The following is a 13,999-nucleotide window of genomic DNA, read 5'->3' as shown; positions in this document are numbered from 1 at the left end:
TCAGACGGCGTGGGCGTCGAGCACCCCACGCATTGCTTTCGCCACCTCGTCGGCGTTCGGAGGATCGGAGTGGATGCAGACCGTGCCGAAGCGTACTGGGAGCGGTGTGCCGTCGATCGCGGCCACCCGCCCTTCGCTGAGCGCGCCGCCAAGGCGCGCCGCAGCGCGCGCGACGTCCACCGCCGACTGGGTGCGCGGAATGAGCAGCTCGCCAGCAGGTCCGTAGGCGAGATCGGCGAAAAACTCGCCTACGAAGGGCAGGCCGATCTGGGTCGCGGCCTGCTCGTGAAACGTGCCCGCCATGCCGAACAGCGGCACCTCGAAGACCGCGACTGCCTCGGCTATGGCACGCGCGGTGTCCATGTCCCGGGCCGCCATCCCGTAAATGATGCCGTGCGGCTTCACATGGGCGAGCGAGACGCCTTGCGCCTTCAGGAACCCGGACAAAGCGCCGATCTGGTAGATGAAGGCCGCCTTGAGTTCGGCCGGCTGCAGCCGCATCTCGCGCCGGCCGAAGCCTTCTCGGTCCGGCAGGGACGGGTGGGCGCCGATCGCCTTGCCGTGCTCCAGCGCCAGATCGACGGTGCGCATCATGGTGGCGGGATCGGAGGCGTGAAATCCGCAGGCGATGTTGGCGCAGTCGACGAAGGGCATGATCGCCGCATCATTGCCGAAGCGCCATTGCCCGTAGCTCTCACCCATGTCGCAATTCAGTGTGACAGCCACCGTCGTCACTCCTCGCTCACTGTTATAACACAGGACAGCCACACTGTTGAGCGAGCGGGGAGAGGTGTCAACCCTCTTGTTTGGTGTTATAACGGATTCGTCGGCAGCGAGGGATGACGCATTGGACGAGCACAGCACGCCCTTTGAGGACGGGGAGCATGAAGGTCCGGAACTCGCCCCCGTGCAGAGAGAGGTGCTTCACGAGCAGATCTACGGACTGCTGAAGCGTAACCTGATGGTGGGACGCTTCGTCCCCGGCCAGAAGCTGCCCCTGCGAAGTCTGGCAAAATCGCTCGGCACCAGCCTCATGCCGGTGCGCGATGCGTTGCAGCGGCTGGAAAGCATGGGTTGCCTCGCCAGCACGCCGCTGCGCACCATGGTGGTACCTAAATATACGCAGAAGGAACTCGACGACATCCGCTCACTGCGGATGCTTCTCGAAGGCCGCGCCGCGGAGGCCGCAGCCGTGCATCGCTCGGACGAGCATCTGGCACGGCTGGAGCAGCACTGCATCGCGATCGAGACATCCGCGCAGACCGCCGATCTCGACCTGTTTCTCGAGGCCAACTACAATTTTCACATGACCATCGCGGACGCCAGCGGCATCTGCTTCATTGGCAGCCTGCTCGAACCGCTTTGGATGCGGATCGGTCCGTCGGTTCGCCGCTCGAAGCCGGGGCAAGACCATATTCGCAAGGCCGTCGGCTTTCACCAGTCGGCCTTGCGCGCCATTGCGGCGAAAGACGCCGGCAATGCGCGCCGGGTCATCTGCGAAGACATTCTCGAATGTAACAGATAGGCCGTCCCGGATCGGGCCGGCCGTGGGACCTGCCTATTCGACGGGGAGGGCCGGTGCCTCGCGGGGCCGCATCCGCGTCGCCATCTCGAAGACGTCGACGGGGCAGGCGTCGATGCAGCTTCCGCAATTGACGCAGTCCCCCGAGAGGATGAGCGTCGACCCGTTGCCCTTCAGCGCGGGCACGATGACGTGGGGCTCGGTGCAAACGTTGAAGCAGGCGCCGCAATTGGTGCAATCCGCCCGGCGGGCCGCGGCGACGCGCGTGATGCTGGCGCGGCCGATGAGACCGTAGAACGCTCCCACCGGGCAGAGATGGCCGCACCAGCCCCGGCGCGTGACGAGCAGGTCCAGCAGGAAAACCGCGGCGATGATGGTCCAGCCCGCGCCGAGACCGAAGATCAGTCCCCGCTGCAGAATGCTTACCGGGTTGACGAACTCCCAGGCGATGGTGCCGGTCAGCAACGAAGCGAGACCGGCGGCGGCCATGACCCAGAGGCGGGTGCGGCGGTCGAGCTTGCGGTCGCGCGTCAGACCCAGCTTCTCGCGCAGCCAATGGGCGGTGTCGGTGACGATGTTGACCGGACAGATCCAGCCGCAATAGGCGCGTCCGCCGACCAGCAGATAGAACCCGGTGATGAGCCCCGCGCCGAGCGCCGCAATGGCGGACGGCCTCATGCCGGCCACGACCGATTGCAGGAAGATGAAGGGATCGGCGAGCGGCACCACGCCCAGGATCTCGCTGGAGGCGAAATTGCCGCGCACGATCCAGAGCCCGAGCGGCGGGCCGGCCATGAAGGTGCCGAGCGCGGCCAACTGTGTAGCACGCCGCAGCAACCACCATCTGTGGGCGCGCAGCCACCCCTTCGCGGCCACGGCCTCCCTGCGCGCATCGGCGGTGAGGGAAAAGCCTCTCATGCCGGCCTGCCCGCGGGATTGCGGCCGTGCCCGCCCAGCCCGAGTTCGCGCGGCAGCACGCGGATCGCCGCCTGCCCGAGCACGCAATGCTTCTCGCAGGTTCCACACCCGGTGCACTGGTCCGAATGGACCGTGGGGATCACCATGCGCCTGCCCTTGATGATCTGGATCTCCAGGGTGATGGCTTCGTCGCGGATGGGGCAGACCCGGTGGCAGATGCTGCAGGTGATGCCCTTGTAGTTCAAGCAGCTTTCATGCCCCACGAGCACCGCGACACCCATATCGGCCTTGCGGATGCCCGGAATGTCGCGGTCGAGCGCGCCGGTCGGGCAGGCCCGCGCGCACGGCACGTCGGCGCACATGAAGCAGGGCGTCTCGCGGGCGATGAAGAACGGTGTGCCGAGCGGCGCATCATCGCCGAGTTCGGCGAGCCGGAGCGTGTCGAACGGACAGGCGCGCACGCACAACCCGCACCGCACGCAGGCGGAGAGGAACGCCGCGTGCGGCAGCGCGCCCGGCGGCGGGAGGGCTCGCGCCTCGGCGCGGCGCGAGGATTCGACATAGGCGGTGAGCGAGAGGCCCGCGAGGCACGCCACGCCCGCCGCCTTGACACCATCCGTCAGAACCTCGCGCCGCGAGGGTTTCCTGGCCTGGGCCATCGCCATCCTCCACCGCTCGCCGCTAGTGGGGGGCGACGTCGAACTCCATCCGGATGATCGGATGGATCCAGCACCGCACGATCACGTGGCCCGCCTGCTTCAGCATGGCCCGCTTGGTGGTCCCCGGAGGCTGGGTGTCGAGGGTCACGACGGTACCGTCCTCATAGGTGAGGTAGAGATTGTGGGCGATCTCGGCATGGTTCACGAACGACAGAACGTCCCCGACCCGCGGAGAGATGCCGGGATTGAGCACCTCGGTGTGGTGGATCTGGACCTCGAACTCTTCCGCCCTCGCGGGTGCGGCAAGCAGAAAGGTGCCCAGCAGGAGGACAAGCACTCCCGGAAACAGACGCGGGATCATGGCCATGGAGGTTCTCCCATCAGGGAAGGTGAGGAAGAGCGACCGGAACGGGCTCCGCCTTCAACGTCTGGAGAAAGGCGACGAGCGCCCGGCGTTCGTCTGCGGCGAGTTCGAGCGGCTTCATCTCGAAGGACAGGCTCGGGCGCTTCTCGCCGCCGCGCGCATAATGTTCGAGCACGGCGTCGAGATCGGGGAGCTGGCCGTCATGCATGTACGGCCCCTGCATCCTGAGCTCGCGCAAGGAGGGCGTCTTGAAGGCGTGCTGCATCGCCGTCACGCTTGGGGGCGCGAAGGCTCCGCGGCCCACATCTTCGGTGACGGCAAGGCCGATGTCGTGAAAGCTGTCGTCGGTGAACCGCCAGCCGGAATGGCAGGCCGAGCAGCCGGCCTTGCCGATGAAGAGCGCGAACCCCTGCTTCGCGTCCGGCCCGATGGCGGCCTCGTCGCCCTCGATCCAGCGGTCGAACGGAGCCCGCGGGGAGACCAGCGTGCGCTCATAGGTGGCCAGCGCCGCGAGCAGGTTGCCCGCGTTGAGCGGATCATCGCCGGCGAACGCGGCGCGGAACAGCGGTGCATAGCCGGGCGCCGCCTTCAGCCGGGCGATCACGAGGTCCATCGTCATGTTCATCTCCGCGGGAGCGGTGATGGGCATTCGGGCCTGCATTTCAAGACTGTCGGCACGGCCGTCCCACTGAAAGGCGGCAGCCCAGGCGAGATTGCGGACCTGCGGGGTGCGACGCGGCAGGATCTCCATGCCGAAGCCGACGGCGCGGGGCAGGCCGTCCGTCCAGCCGAGGCTCGGATTGTGGCAGGTGGCGCAGGACACACTGCCCGAGCGCGACAGCCGCGGATCGAAAAACAGCGCCTTGCCGAGCGCCTCCTTCTCCGGGGAGAAGGGATTTGTCCCTGGAAAGGGCGTGTCGGCCGGACGCCGGAAGGCGGCTTTCGTCGACCGCACCGCCTCGCCCGCCAGCTCGGGAGGTGCGCTGCGTCCGGCCTGCGCCAGCCCGAGCCCCGATGCGAGCGCGCAGAGCGCCGCAAGGAACGGGACCGTCAGCGCGGGACGGAAGGCCCGTCGGCGAAGCCGATTGTCTTGCGCACGGTCTCCCATCGGCTCCACCGTGTCAGCACGCCAGCGCGAGCGCCGAGGCACGGCGCATCGCAAGCTCGGCAAGAAGGACATCGCGGGCGGCAAGATCGGCAAGGCCGGCCATCGCCACCAGACGCCAGTCGGCGGCATCCTCGCGCGCCGTGCCCGCAGCGAGATCGGACAGGATCTTCGCCTGCAATCCGACCAGCTCGTCGACGAAACCGGCAAGCGGCCGGTCCCTGAGATCGGGCGCATAGGCGAGCGCGCCGCTGTGCACCAGCATCTCGAACGTCACGAGACGCTGTCCCCGGCCCCCGGACGCCGTGAACGGAGCCGCGCCGTCGCGCCAGAGCCGCAGCAGGCTGGATGCGTTCAGCAACCTCCAGGACGGGTCGGCGGCGTTGCGGGCGCGCTGATAAAGACGGATAGCCGGCTTCATATCATCCGGCATGTCTCCCACGGCGTCGAGATCGATGTCGAGCGCGCTCGGGCGAAACGGCGTACAGCGCCAGCGCGCGCCATGCGCCGGATCGGCCATCCGCCAGCCGGCGACGGCCATGCCGCGGCCGAGTTCGAGCGTCCATCGGGCGAGCCGGTTTCCGACGTCCTGCAGAGCCGCCGACAGCGCGGCCATGGGATCGGACGCCTGCACCCGGTAGATGATCTCGCCGAGCTTGCCGGCTTCGCCGCCATGGAACGATATCTCGTAGGCCATTCCATGCATGACACCCGGCAGCACCCGATCGAGGCAGGGCATCCGCACATCCACGTCCCAGCTCTGGGTGACGGGATTCCTCACGAAGAACCCGACGAGCACGTCGCGGGCCGAGCGATCCGCCTTGGAGCGGCGGATCGTCTCGGCATCGGTCTCGGATTTGAGCGCACCGAGCAGATCGTAAGGAATCCACATGTCGGTCTGCCTGCGGTCGAACGGATTATTCGACGATGACCTTGCCGGTCATGAAGGGATGGGGCGTGCAGATGTAGTTATAGGTGCCGGGAGCGTTGAATTTCAGACTATAGGTCTGGTTCGCCCGCAGCATCGGGCCTTCAACGTCTTTTTCGACCGGCCCGCCCGCCTTGAAATGAACGTTGTGAGGCAGCGGCTCGGTGTTGGTCCAGGTCACCGTCTCGCCAACCTTGATCTTCACTTCGGGCGTCTGGAACTTCATCTTGGCGATCTTGACGTCGGCGGCGCTGGCGGTGGCGCCGGTCACGACTTCCACGGCCTCCCCGGCATGGGCGGCGGCGAGCGGAAGGGCGGCCAGGACCGCCGCGAAGAGGATGGAACGCATTGGGTTTTCTCCAGAAGGGCAACGGTGCCGAGACCGGCTGACGACGGCGCGGCGCGCCGTCGTCAGCCGATGGCTCAGCTTGCTTTTCCGACGATCGGCGAAATCGTGCAGTGATAGGTCATCGCGTCGTCGTCCGCGCCGAAACACCAGATGATGTCGTTGCCGAATTCCGGCCGGTAGACCGGCAGTTCGCCCTCGGTGTTCAGGCAGGCGCAGCGGCCGGAGACGTTCTGGCCGCAACAATCGCGATAGGAGATGAGGTAGCTCTGCTTGTCGGTGGGATTGTAGCAGCTCGCTACCCAGGAGCTGGAGGCGAGCCGGGTGCCGGGCGGGCAACTGGTGAGCGTGCCGCCCGCGCAATCGCAGATGTTTCCGTCGATGGAGCAGTGCCGCCAGTAGTCGCAGGCCTGCACGTCATGATCCTGCGGAACCCACTTGCCACGCGGATCGCCGGCGCTTTCCGCCGCATTGGCACGGCTGACCCGGCCGCGCCGGTCGACCGGCAGCAGCGGCACGATGGCCGCCCCCGCCACCACCGCGCCGACCCGCCCGATGAAGCCGCGCCGCGAGGTGTGGCCCGCCACCCGGCGGGTCAGCTTTTCAAACATGTCGTCGAACTGGGATTTTCCGAGCATTGTTTCCCCCTGTGATCTCGAAGGGTTCCTGTGGTGAGCGGCCGGCGTCACGCCGCGTGCGCGTGCTTCCGGCTGCTCATGAACTGCTGGATGGAGGCGAAGCCGCTCTTGTCCGCCTCGAGGAGGCTTTCCAGATGCTCGCGGGTGTTGGTGAGGCCCTTCGCGCGGATCACGCCATCGGCGTCGAGCAGCACTCCGTAGGGAATCTTGCCGACCTGGAACGCCATGCCGATCTCGGCGGAAACCACGTAGCGGATGTCGCCCAGCTCGTGCTTCGCCAGGAAGCGCTCATGCTCGTCGGGCTGGCCGTCGCTGATCATGATCACCGACACCTTCTCCGCCTTGGCGATCGACTTGATCAGCGGGAAGAGCTTGTCGCAGACCGGGCAGGTCGGCGCGGTGAACATCAGCAGCGTGGCGCGACGGCGCTCGCTCGCCCCGCCGATCTTCACCGGCGCGCCGAAATGATCCGGCAGGGTGAAGGTGGGTGCGGCATCCCCGATGTCCGGGCCGTGATCGGTGATCATGGCCCCCATCGGCGACGAGCGCTCGTGGAGCAGGCCGATCTGGCGCAGAAGTCCCAGCATGACGACCGCGACGCCGATGAAGGCCAGCCAGAGCAAGATGTTGGAAGCGACAAGAAACTGCGTCGTCATCGCCGTCATCCTTTCGAGAAGAGGGAGGTGTTGGACCGCGCGCCCTGGAGATGTCCGAGGAGCGACGCGCTGAGATAGAGGAGCATGGCAAGGGCCGCCGCCACGACGCCGAGCCCGAGTTCCAGCGGGTCCGGAGCGCGGCCCAGCGGGACGCTGACGGCAAGGGCGAAGGCCATCGCCGCGAGCACGGCATTGCGCAGGACGAGGCGCCCGCTGACCGACTGCTTCAGCCCGCCGCGGAAGCATCCGCAGTCGATCGCGGTGCGGCCGCGCCAGACATTGATGCCGATCGCCACGCCGAACAGCGCGAGGAGAAGCCCCGCGACCGATGCGGCGTGGGCGGCCGTCGCCGGAACCGCCAGACCGATCGCCGTGGCAAGCTCGACCCAGGGAAGCGCGGCGGCGAAGGGGCGGGCAAGCCACTCCGGCATCAGCCGGAAATTGCGGACCACCCCGAAGAACTCTTCGCCGTGGCGCAGCTTGGAGAAAGCTGCGCCGGCAAACAGAAGGATCAGGAACGATCGCAGGAAGATCGAGATCACCGGTTCAGCGAGTATCGACATGGCATTACATGTCCGCCGTGGTGATCACCTGCGGGCCCGCGCCGAGCTGGTCGACCTTACCGGTTTCCATGCCGGTTTCCGGATCGAAGATGAACAGCGTGCGGGCACCGGTGGAGAGCGCGTAGAGCTGCGGGGTCGCATCCTGGCTCACGCCAAGCGAGTCGATCTCGTGGCCGAGTTCGATCTTCTTGATGCGCTTGCCGGTCTTCGCGTCGATCACCAGGGCGAAGCGGCTCGGCGCCTTGTGCCGCGACGGCGCGCGCTGGTCGACCAGCAGGTAAATGCGGTCCGTCGCGCGGTGATAGGCGACCTGCTGCCAGCCGCCGGGTGCCCAGCCGTCCTTCCTCTCCTCATCCGTCAGGGCCTCGACGGTGGGCAGGAATTTGGCGTCGCCCGAGGACAGGTCGATCTGGAACAGCTTGCCGGTATAGGTCGGCCAGACCAGGCGGCCATTCTTCGGAGAATAGGCCGGGTGATTGATGAGATGATCGGATTCCTTGTGGAAGATTTCGGTCTTCTTCACCTCGTCCTTGCCGTCGGCTCCCATGGTGACCTTGGCGAGGCTGCCGTCGCGGCAGTGCATGAAGAAGCTCTGATCGTTCGCCGGAAAGATGTGATAGCAATCCGGCACCGTGATGAGCCGATCGAACTTCTTTCCGGCGATATCCACCACGCCGACCGCGGGGTTCGGCGAGAACTGGTAGAACAGCATGGTCTTGTTGTTCGGGGTGAGCGCCGTCATCCACGGATAGGTGCCCACCAGGAAGCGCGGGGCGTCGGGCAGCGCGATGTCCGCGATCGGGTCGGTGGTGCGCGGGTCGAGAACCTCGACATAGTCGGTACGCTGGCCGCGGGCGATGCGCGAGAACACGGTGTTCGCCAGGGCGAAGAAGGAACCGTCGCTCGCCACGACCGGGTTGGCCATGAAGCCGCCATCGGCCATGCCGATCACCCGTGCGCTGTCGCCATCGATGATGAACTGCTGCGAGATCGCGGCGAAGTGCTTGGCATCATAGACATAGACGCGGCGGGCGTTCGGCTCCGGCGCCTTGACGACGGTGGGGTCGTCCTCCTTGCCGGCGGCGAGATGGGCGGCCGCCTCCCGGGCCATCGCCGCGCCGTGGCTCTCGGCGGCGGAAACGGGCGTGGCGAGCAGCAGCGCGGCGAGAGCGGCGGCACCGGCGAGCGCCGTGCCCGTGCGCAGGGCATGCCGGGTAGACCTATAGGCGTGCGTCATCATTTCCTCCTTGAGGCGACGGCGAACAGAGACGAGTGATGAAGAGGGCGCGGACCGCGGCGGCACCGGAGCGTGCTCCGGGCAAGCCGCTCGATTGTCGCCCGCGGACGTGGTCGAACCGAGCGCTTTCCGTCGATCAGGCGGGTTCCGACCTGACCGTGACCGCCGCTAGAGCGTGGCCAGGGTCAGCAGCGCGGCACCGAAGGCCACGAGCAGGGCGCCGTCGAGCAGCGCGGCGCCTTCCTGGCGGCGCGCCAGCCAGTTCTGCACGTCGATATCGCGGACGGGCAGGTAATTCACCAGGATCGGCAGGAAGCGGCCGGCATTGAAGACGGCGAACAGCGCGATCGCGGTGACGACATACCCGCTGAGCACGGCAGCAGCGGTGACGAGATAGAGGATCGGTGTCTGCACATAGGTCAGGTAGTTCAGACCGAGCGAGAAACCGTAGAGCCCGCCGATGAACCACTTGGGGAACCGCTGCCGGGCGTCATGAGGCACCTGCGCACGGCGCTGCGGATACGGCACCTTCACGAAGCCGAGCTGATGGGCGCCATAGAGCAGCGCGACGAGGCCCAGTCCGATGGCGGCCGCCAGCGAGGCCCCCGCGAAGCCGGCCATTGAGCCGGCAAATCCCAGCGCGCCGCCAAGTACGACCGCGCCGGCGGCGTAGCCGAGGCCATGCAGCAGCACGGTCGGCGTGTAGCGCAGGAGGGAGCGCGGAGAATAGTTGCCGCTCGGCCGCAGCAGGCACAGGCTCGAATAGCCGCAGGGCGACCAGGTCGAGAGCAGGCCGCCCATGAAGGTCAGGCCGAGCAGAAGGCCGATCCCGAGGGGTTCGGCACCCGGATGGCGCGAGCCGATGGCGGCGACACCGACGCCCAGTGCCGCCGAGGCGAGCAACGTGGCAACGCGCATGCCCCGTGACTGCTCGTGCGGAAACACGACGCAATCGGGAATGCCTTCGACGGTGGTGCGGGCGAGCACGAGCGCTTCGCCCCCTTCCGAGGGCGCTAAAGTGGTCATGGGGGATGTCCTCTAGGCGCTTTCCAACCAGTAGCGCGGTCGCACTTCTCTGCCGGGTGCGATCCGACAAACCTTTCTCTAAAGGCAACAAACGAACTTCGCAAGAAAAAATATGGCGCGCGATTAGCCAACTGCCCAACATGCGAGCGAAAATTTTGCTTCAAATATTTTCATATCGCCTGATTTTTAAACAAACTGAGCCGGGTATAGACCGGTGGGTGCGCATCACCCGGATGCCGCCCGATCGCTCCGGAACCGGCACCGTGCCCTTGAATCGCTTCGAAAAAACGCAGCCGAAGGCCGGCCATCCATCTCCCTGCCGGAAGCCGACGACATGAGGCCGAGCGGGCGTGAATCGGGATGTGCAGACGGCACCGCCCCGCCTTGGAGGGCGGACAGAACGAGGCGGAATCATGGCATTGTGTCGCACGTCATGCCGCTGCGTGAAGCCCGCGGCCCTGCACAGCTGTGCGCGACGCCGGAAATGCCCGCCCCGGCATCAGCGATGGCACGATACGGAAGGGATCGTCACGCGAGAAACCGGCAGCCTCCCGCCGGCCGCAACACGGGCCTCCGTCGCCACAGCCGCCACCTACGGGCCGCAGCCATCCGAGCGGCGGCGGGTGACGACGGTGGGCGCCACGCAGGCGAACGCAGCTCTCATATGGACGAGATCGAGGCGAGGCTCGGCCCGGCTCAGGCCGCGTTGCGCCGGTCGGTGATGGCATAGCCGGCGGCCACGCCGGGCACACCGCGCCCGTCAGGATCGGTCATCGCCGCCATGCGCTCGCGCAGTTCGCCCGCCTCCCTCTCGGCGTCGCGGGCATCGCGGCGGGCGCGGCGTGCGGCACGGCGATAGCGGAGCTGTCCGGCCCACACCGCGACCCCGCCCAGCACGACGCCGAGGATCAGGCTGCCGAACACCAGCAGGAACAGCGGCACCTCGATGCCATAGCTTCCGGCAAAGGGGTCGAGGTTCACCGCGACCGCCTGCCGATTCGCCACCGCGAGCAGGATCGCGACGAGCGAAAGCGGCAGGACGATGAGGATGAGGCCGATGCGACGCAGCACGTCGAGCTCCTTCAAGCATTGCGGGCGGCCACGCCACGGCGGCCGCGCCCTTTATTCGAGATCGAGACCGCCGTTCAGGCGCTCGCGCATTTCCTTGCCCGTCTTGAAATAGGGCACGGCCTTGCCGTCGACAGCCACATGCTCGCCCGTGCGCGGATTGCGCCCGGTACGCGCCGGCCGGCTCTTGACGGAAAATGCTCCGAAGCCGCGAAGTTCCACGCGATCCCCTCGTGCCAGCGCCGCGACGATCTCGTCGAGAATCGCATTCACGATGTTCTCGACGTCACGCTGATAGAGGTGCGGATTCGCCTCGGCGATCCGCTGGACCAGTTCGGACTTGATCATCGACGCCCAGTCCCCCTGACGAAATGTGTCGTCCTAACCAAAATACCAATTTTTTCAAATGGTTTACTGGCCATCACTCACCCGGGCGAGGGTGCCAGAGGGCCAGAAGACCGTCAAGGCGCCCGACCGTCGCCGCCTCGCCTGCGCTCTCGATAAAGCGCGCAAAAGCCCCGAGACCCAGCCCGTCGAGGCCCGCGGCAGCGGCGTGGAGCCAGCGGAAACCATCGCCCGAGCGGCCCGTGCTCCACTCCCGCAGGCCCAGATCTTCCGGCACGCCCTTCTCGCGCGCAAGCCAGGCCCGGGCGGCGCGCTCGTCGCCCAGTTCGTCGACCAGACCCAGCGGCAGGGCCTGATGCGCGGTGAAGACGCGCCCATCCGCCGCCTTCTCCAACGTCTCCCCGGAAATATGCCGGCGCTCGGCCACCAGGTCGCGGAACCAGGCGTAGCTGTCGCCGACCATGGAGGCGACCGCCTCGCGCGCGCCGGGCGGGGTCGGGGTCAGGCCGTTCGGCGCCGCCTTGAGCGGGCTCGACTTGATCTCCTCCAGCGACACGCCGACCCTCTTCATCAGCCCGGTCACGTCGGGGTACTGGAACAGCACGCCGATCGAGCCGACCAGCGCATTGCGCGGGGCGAAGATCCTCTCGGTACCGAGCGCGGCGATATAGGCGCCGGACGCCGCCATGCCCTCCACCACGCCGACCACCGGCTTGGCGGCATTCAGCCGGCGCAGCGCGTCGAAGAGCGCCTGCGAACCGACCACGGTGCCGCCCGGGCTGTCGATGGCGATGATGACCGCGCGGGCCCCGGATTTGGCGATGTCGTCGAGCATCTCCACCCGCTCGCGCTCGGCGCGGATGGTGCCGCCGAGGAAGACCCGCGCCACATGGGGCTGCTGGCGCGACACGCCCTCGCCCGACCACCAGCCGGCGAAAATCGCCAGCAGGCCGACCAGCATCAGCGCACCGAACACGCGCCAGAAGGCGAGCTTCCGGCGCAACCGCCGGCGATCGAGAATCCGGTCGACCTCTCCGGCGCCGCTGCCGGGTGGCGCAGTCCCGAAAGCCATCGGCTCGCTCCCTCCGAAAGAACAGGAAGCGGACTTAAGCGGCTGGCTCCGCCGAGCGCAACCGTCAGCAGCATCTCTTACCTACGGAAAATAAAGGAAAATATCACGGTACACGGTATATGGTGTTTGGGTACCTCGTAAGCGACCGTCACCTCAAGCGCCGTGTCTCTCGAGGAAGGCCGCCACATCCAGCCGGCGGAAATCCTCCAGCGCACCACGCAGCCGCGCATGGTCCCAGTCCCACCAGGCGAGCGCCGTCAGCCGCTCGACGATGGCGGGAGCAAAACGCTCGCGCACCGGCCGTGCCGGCACACCGACGACGACGGCATAGGCGGGCACGTCCTTCGTCACCACCGCGCCGGCCGCGACCACCGCGCCGCACGATGGCGCCATGGCCGATCCAGACGTCATGGCCGATGGTCACACCCTGGCCGCGGCGCCAGGCGAAGAAGCTCTCTTCGTCTTCCGCATCGTCGAAATAGGCCGAAGCGCGATAGGTGAAATGCGACTGGCTGGCCCGCTCCATCGGGTGGTTGCCCGGATTGATGCGGGTCATGGCGGCGATCGAGACGAAGCGGCCGATCCGCGCATAGGCGATGTCGGCGTCGTTCACCACATAGGAATAATCGCCGAGCTCGACCTCCAGCAGCCGCGTGCGCGGGCCGATCTCGGTGTATCGGCCGAGCGTCGAACCCGTTACCTCGGCACTCGGATCGATGAGCGGCTCGACACCCAGCTTCGCCATGACACCGGCCCTCAGGCGCCGAGCGGGAAGCGCTCGATCAGCCGGAAGCGCGCGCCGGGCTTCGCCTCCTGCCGGTAGAGCGCGATCTCGGCGACGATCAGCGGGCCGTCGGCCTCGCTCTCGGCGAACAATGCGCGCAGCTCGTCCTCGGCACGGCTGCGCGTGGCCTCGTCCATCGCCCCGGTCAGGGTCATGTGGAAGCGGAACTCGTCCATCACATAGGGATAGCCCCAGCGCGCCAGATAATCGCGCTGGCGCTCGGTCAGGGGCGCGCGCAGCCGCTTCTCCATTTCCGCTTCATTCAGCGGGGCGCGGAAGGCATCGAAGGCGGAAACCGCGCCGGCCGCCAGGCGGTCGATGCCGGCGCAGGGCTGCACGGTCCGCAGGGCGAGGAAGCGGCCGATCGAGGACACCGCAACGCCGGCACAGGCAAAGCGCGGCCGGCTGGCGGCAAAGCGCGCGCAGCTCGCCCGAAGCCCCGCCTCGTCATGGCCGGGTGCGAGGCGGAACGGCGCCTTCAGCGTGCCGTGGAAGCCGTAGCGCCGCGGATCGGCGGTAACCGCGCGCCAGCTTTCGGCATCGAAATGGCGCAGTGGCGGGGACTCCAGATCCTCGCCGGTCTCGGCATCATAGCCGATGACGCGCGAACCGAAGCGCCAGAGCGGCCTCGCCGCCGCGGGTGCGTAATAGACCGCATAGCGCGACGCGGAAGGACCGGCTTCGGCCGCGCGTATCGAAACGGGAAGCGCCTCGCTCATGATGGCCTCCTCCTGAAACAGGTCGCGCAGCAACGCGCAGCGATTCGGC

17 protein-coding genes and 1 pseudogene are annotated in these 13,999 nt (G+C 67.3%); 1 reads left to right on the top strand and 17 read right to left on the bottom strand.

Annotated elements, in window-relative coordinates:
• A complete protein-coding gene (gene pxpA / locus MWN34_RS13480) occupies positions 1-726 on the bottom strand; it encodes a 5-oxoprolinase subunit PxpA (protein ID WP_247029817.1) in 726 nt (241 codons plus the stop codon).
• A gap of 46 nt (positions 727-772) precedes the next feature.
• On the opposite strand from pxpA, the gene MWN34_RS13475 reads away from it, so the two are divergent.
• A complete protein-coding gene (locus MWN34_RS13475; RefSeq protein WP_247029816.1) occupies positions 773-1,525 on the top strand; it encodes a GntR family transcriptional regulator in 753 nt (250 codons plus the stop codon).
• Positions 1,526-1,558: 33 nt separating this feature from the next.
• On the opposite strand, the gene napH is transcribed toward MWN34_RS13475, so the two are convergent.
• The 16 genes and pseudogenes from napH to MWN34_RS13395 form a co-directional block, all read right to left on the bottom strand.
• On the bottom strand, positions 1,559-2,440 hold the full coding sequence (gene napH / locus MWN34_RS13470; protein WP_247029815.1) for a quinol dehydrogenase ferredoxin subunit NapH: 882 nt from the start codon (positions 2,438-2,440) through the stop codon (positions 1,559-1,561).
• Positions 2,437-3,099 carry a ferredoxin-type protein NapG gene (gene napG, locus MWN34_RS13465; RefSeq protein ID WP_247029814.1) on the bottom strand — a complete coding sequence of 221 codons (663 nt, stop codon included), beginning with the start codon at positions 3,097-3,099 and terminating at the stop codon, positions 2,437-2,439. Before napG ends, napH begins: the two co-directional genes overlap by 4 nt.
• A gap of 22 nt (positions 3,100-3,121) precedes the next feature.
• Positions 3,122-3,466 (bottom strand): cupredoxin domain-containing protein, encoded by a 345-nt coding sequence (locus tag MWN34_RS13460; protein WP_247029813.1) that lies wholly within the window; start codon positions 3,464-3,466, stop codon positions 3,122-3,124.
• 13 nt (positions 3,467-3,479) lie between these two features.
• Positions 3,480-4,571: a tryptophan tryptophylquinone biosynthesis enzyme MauG gene (gene mauG / locus MWN34_RS13455; RefSeq protein WP_247029812.1), complete on the bottom strand. Its 1,092-nt coding sequence runs from the start codon at positions 4,569-4,571 to the stop codon at positions 3,480-3,482.
• Positions 4,572-4,584: 13 nt separating this feature from the next.
• Positions 4,585-5,460 (bottom strand): methylamine utilization protein MauJ, encoded by an 876-nt coding sequence (locus MWN34_RS13450; RefSeq protein ID WP_247029811.1) that lies wholly within the window; start codon positions 5,458-5,460, stop codon positions 4,585-4,587.
• 25 nt (positions 5,461-5,485) lie between these two features.
• The gene (locus MWN34_RS13445; RefSeq protein WP_247029810.1) at positions 5,486-5,845 is read right to left on the bottom strand and encodes an amicyanin; all 360 of its coding nucleotides are present in this window, start codon (positions 5,843-5,845) and stop codon (positions 5,486-5,488) included.
• 74 nt (positions 5,846-5,919) lie between these two features.
• Entirely contained in the window at positions 5,920-6,480 is a 561-nt protein-coding gene (gene mauA / locus MWN34_RS13440) for a methylamine dehydrogenase (amicyanin) small subunit (RefSeq protein ID WP_247029809.1), read from the bottom strand.
• Between the two features lie 47 nt (positions 6,481-6,527).
• On the bottom strand, positions 6,528-7,136 hold the full coding sequence (gene mauD / locus MWN34_RS13435) for a methylamine dehydrogenase accessory protein MauD (protein ID WP_247029808.1): 609 nt from the start codon (positions 7,134-7,136) through the stop codon (positions 6,528-6,530).
• 5 nt (positions 7,137-7,141) lie between these two features.
• Positions 7,142-7,699, bottom strand: a complete 558-nt coding sequence (locus MWN34_RS13430; RefSeq protein ID WP_247029807.1) for a MauE/DoxX family redox-associated membrane protein — start codon at positions 7,697-7,699, stop codon at positions 7,142-7,144.
• A 4-nt stretch (positions 7,700-7,703) separates the two neighbouring features.
• Positions 7,704-8,936, bottom strand: coding sequence for a methylamine dehydrogenase (amicyanin) large subunit (gene mauB / locus MWN34_RS13425; protein ID WP_247029806.1), 1,233 nt, complete (start codon positions 8,934-8,936; stop codon positions 7,704-7,706).
• A 168-nt stretch (positions 8,937-9,104) separates the two neighbouring features.
• On the bottom strand, positions 9,105-9,962 hold the full coding sequence (locus MWN34_RS13420; protein WP_247029805.1) for a cytochrome c biogenesis protein CcdA: 858 nt from the start codon (positions 9,960-9,962) through the stop codon (positions 9,105-9,107).
• Positions 9,963-10,658: 696 nt separating this feature from the next.
• The gene (locus tag MWN34_RS13415) at positions 10,659-11,033 is read right to left on the bottom strand and encodes a lipopolysaccharide assembly protein LapA domain-containing protein (RefSeq protein WP_247029804.1); all 375 of its coding nucleotides are present in this window, start codon (positions 11,031-11,033) and stop codon (positions 10,659-10,661) included.
• A gap of 51 nt (positions 11,034-11,084) precedes the next feature.
• Positions 11,085-11,378: an integration host factor subunit beta gene (ihfB, locus tag MWN34_RS13410; RefSeq protein WP_247029803.1), complete on the bottom strand. Its 294-nt coding sequence runs from the start codon at positions 11,376-11,378 to the stop codon at positions 11,085-11,087.
• 73 nt (positions 11,379-11,451) lie between these two features.
• Positions 11,452-12,447 carry a signal peptide peptidase SppA gene (gene sppA, locus MWN34_RS13405; protein WP_247029802.1) on the bottom strand — a complete coding sequence of 332 codons (996 nt, stop codon included), beginning with the start codon at positions 12,445-12,447 and terminating at the stop codon, positions 11,452-11,454.
• Positions 12,448-12,600: 153 nt separating this feature from the next.
• A pseudogene (locus MWN34_RS13400) lies at positions 12,601-13,192 on the bottom strand (LbetaH domain-containing protein).
• 11 nt (positions 13,193-13,203) lie between these two features.
• Positions 13,204-13,950 carry a DUF1045 domain-containing protein gene (locus MWN34_RS13395; RefSeq protein WP_247029801.1) on the bottom strand — a complete coding sequence of 249 codons (747 nt, stop codon included), beginning with the start codon at positions 13,948-13,950 and terminating at the stop codon, positions 13,204-13,206.
• Positions 13,951-13,999 lie beyond the last annotated feature (49 nt).

This window comes from Ancylobacter crimeensis (genome assembly GCF_023016805.1).
Taxonomy (GTDB): domain Bacteria; phylum Pseudomonadota; class Alphaproteobacteria; order Rhizobiales; family Xanthobacteraceae; genus Ancylobacter; species Ancylobacter crimeensis.
Note: the sequence above shows the minus strand (reverse complement) of the source record. Positions and strands in the feature narration are given on the sequence as shown.

Coding starts and splice junctions, on each gene's coding strand:
- napG (WP_247029814.1), bottom strand. CDS start 3,099: ATGGCCCAGGCCAGGAAACCCTCGCGGCGCGAGGTTCTGACGGATGGT.
- sppA (WP_247029802.1), bottom strand. CDS start 12,447: ATGGCTTTCGGGACTGCGCCACCCGGCAGCGGCGCCGGAGAGGTCGAC.
- MWN34_RS13420 (WP_247029805.1), bottom strand. CDS start 9,962: ATGACCACTTTAGCGCCCTCGGAAGGGGGCGAAGCGCTCGTGCTCGCC.
- mauB (WP_247029806.1), bottom strand. CDS start 8,936: ATGACGCACGCCTATAGGTCTACCCGGCATGCCCTGCGCACGGGCACG.
- mauG (WP_247029812.1), bottom strand. CDS start 4,571: ATGGGAGACCGTGCGCAAGACAATCGGCTTCGCCGACGGGCCTTCCGT.
- MWN34_RS13450 (WP_247029811.1), bottom strand. CDS start 5,460: ATGTGGATTCCTTACGATCTGCTCGGTGCGCTCAAATCCGAGACCGAT.
- mauA (WP_247029809.1), bottom strand. CDS start 6,480: ATGCTCGGAAAATCCCAGTTCGACGACATGTTTGAAAAGCTGACCCGC.
- MWN34_RS13445 (WP_247029810.1), bottom strand. CDS start 5,845: ATGCGTTCCATCCTCTTCGCGGCGGTCCTGGCCGCCCTTCCGCTCGCC.
- MWN34_RS13460 (WP_247029813.1), bottom strand. CDS start 3,466: ATGGCCATGATCCCGCGTCTGTTTCCGGGAGTGCTTGTCCTCCTGCTG.
- MWN34_RS13395 (WP_247029801.1), bottom strand. CDS start 13,950: ATGAGCGAGGCGCTTCCCGTTTCGATACGCGCGGCCGAAGCCGGTCCT.
- mauD (WP_247029808.1), bottom strand. CDS start 7,136: ATGACGACGCAGTTTCTTGTCGCTTCCAACATCTTGCTCTGGCTGGCC.
- ihfB (WP_247029803.1), bottom strand. CDS start 11,378: ATGATCAAGTCCGAACTGGTCCAGCGGATCGCCGAGGCGAATCCGCAC.
- napH (WP_247029815.1), bottom strand. CDS start 2,440: ATGAGAGGCTTTTCCCTCACCGCCGATGCGCGCAGGGAGGCCGTGGCC.
- MWN34_RS13430 (WP_247029807.1), bottom strand. CDS start 7,699: ATGTCGATACTCGCTGAACCGGTGATCTCGATCTTCCTGCGATCGTTC.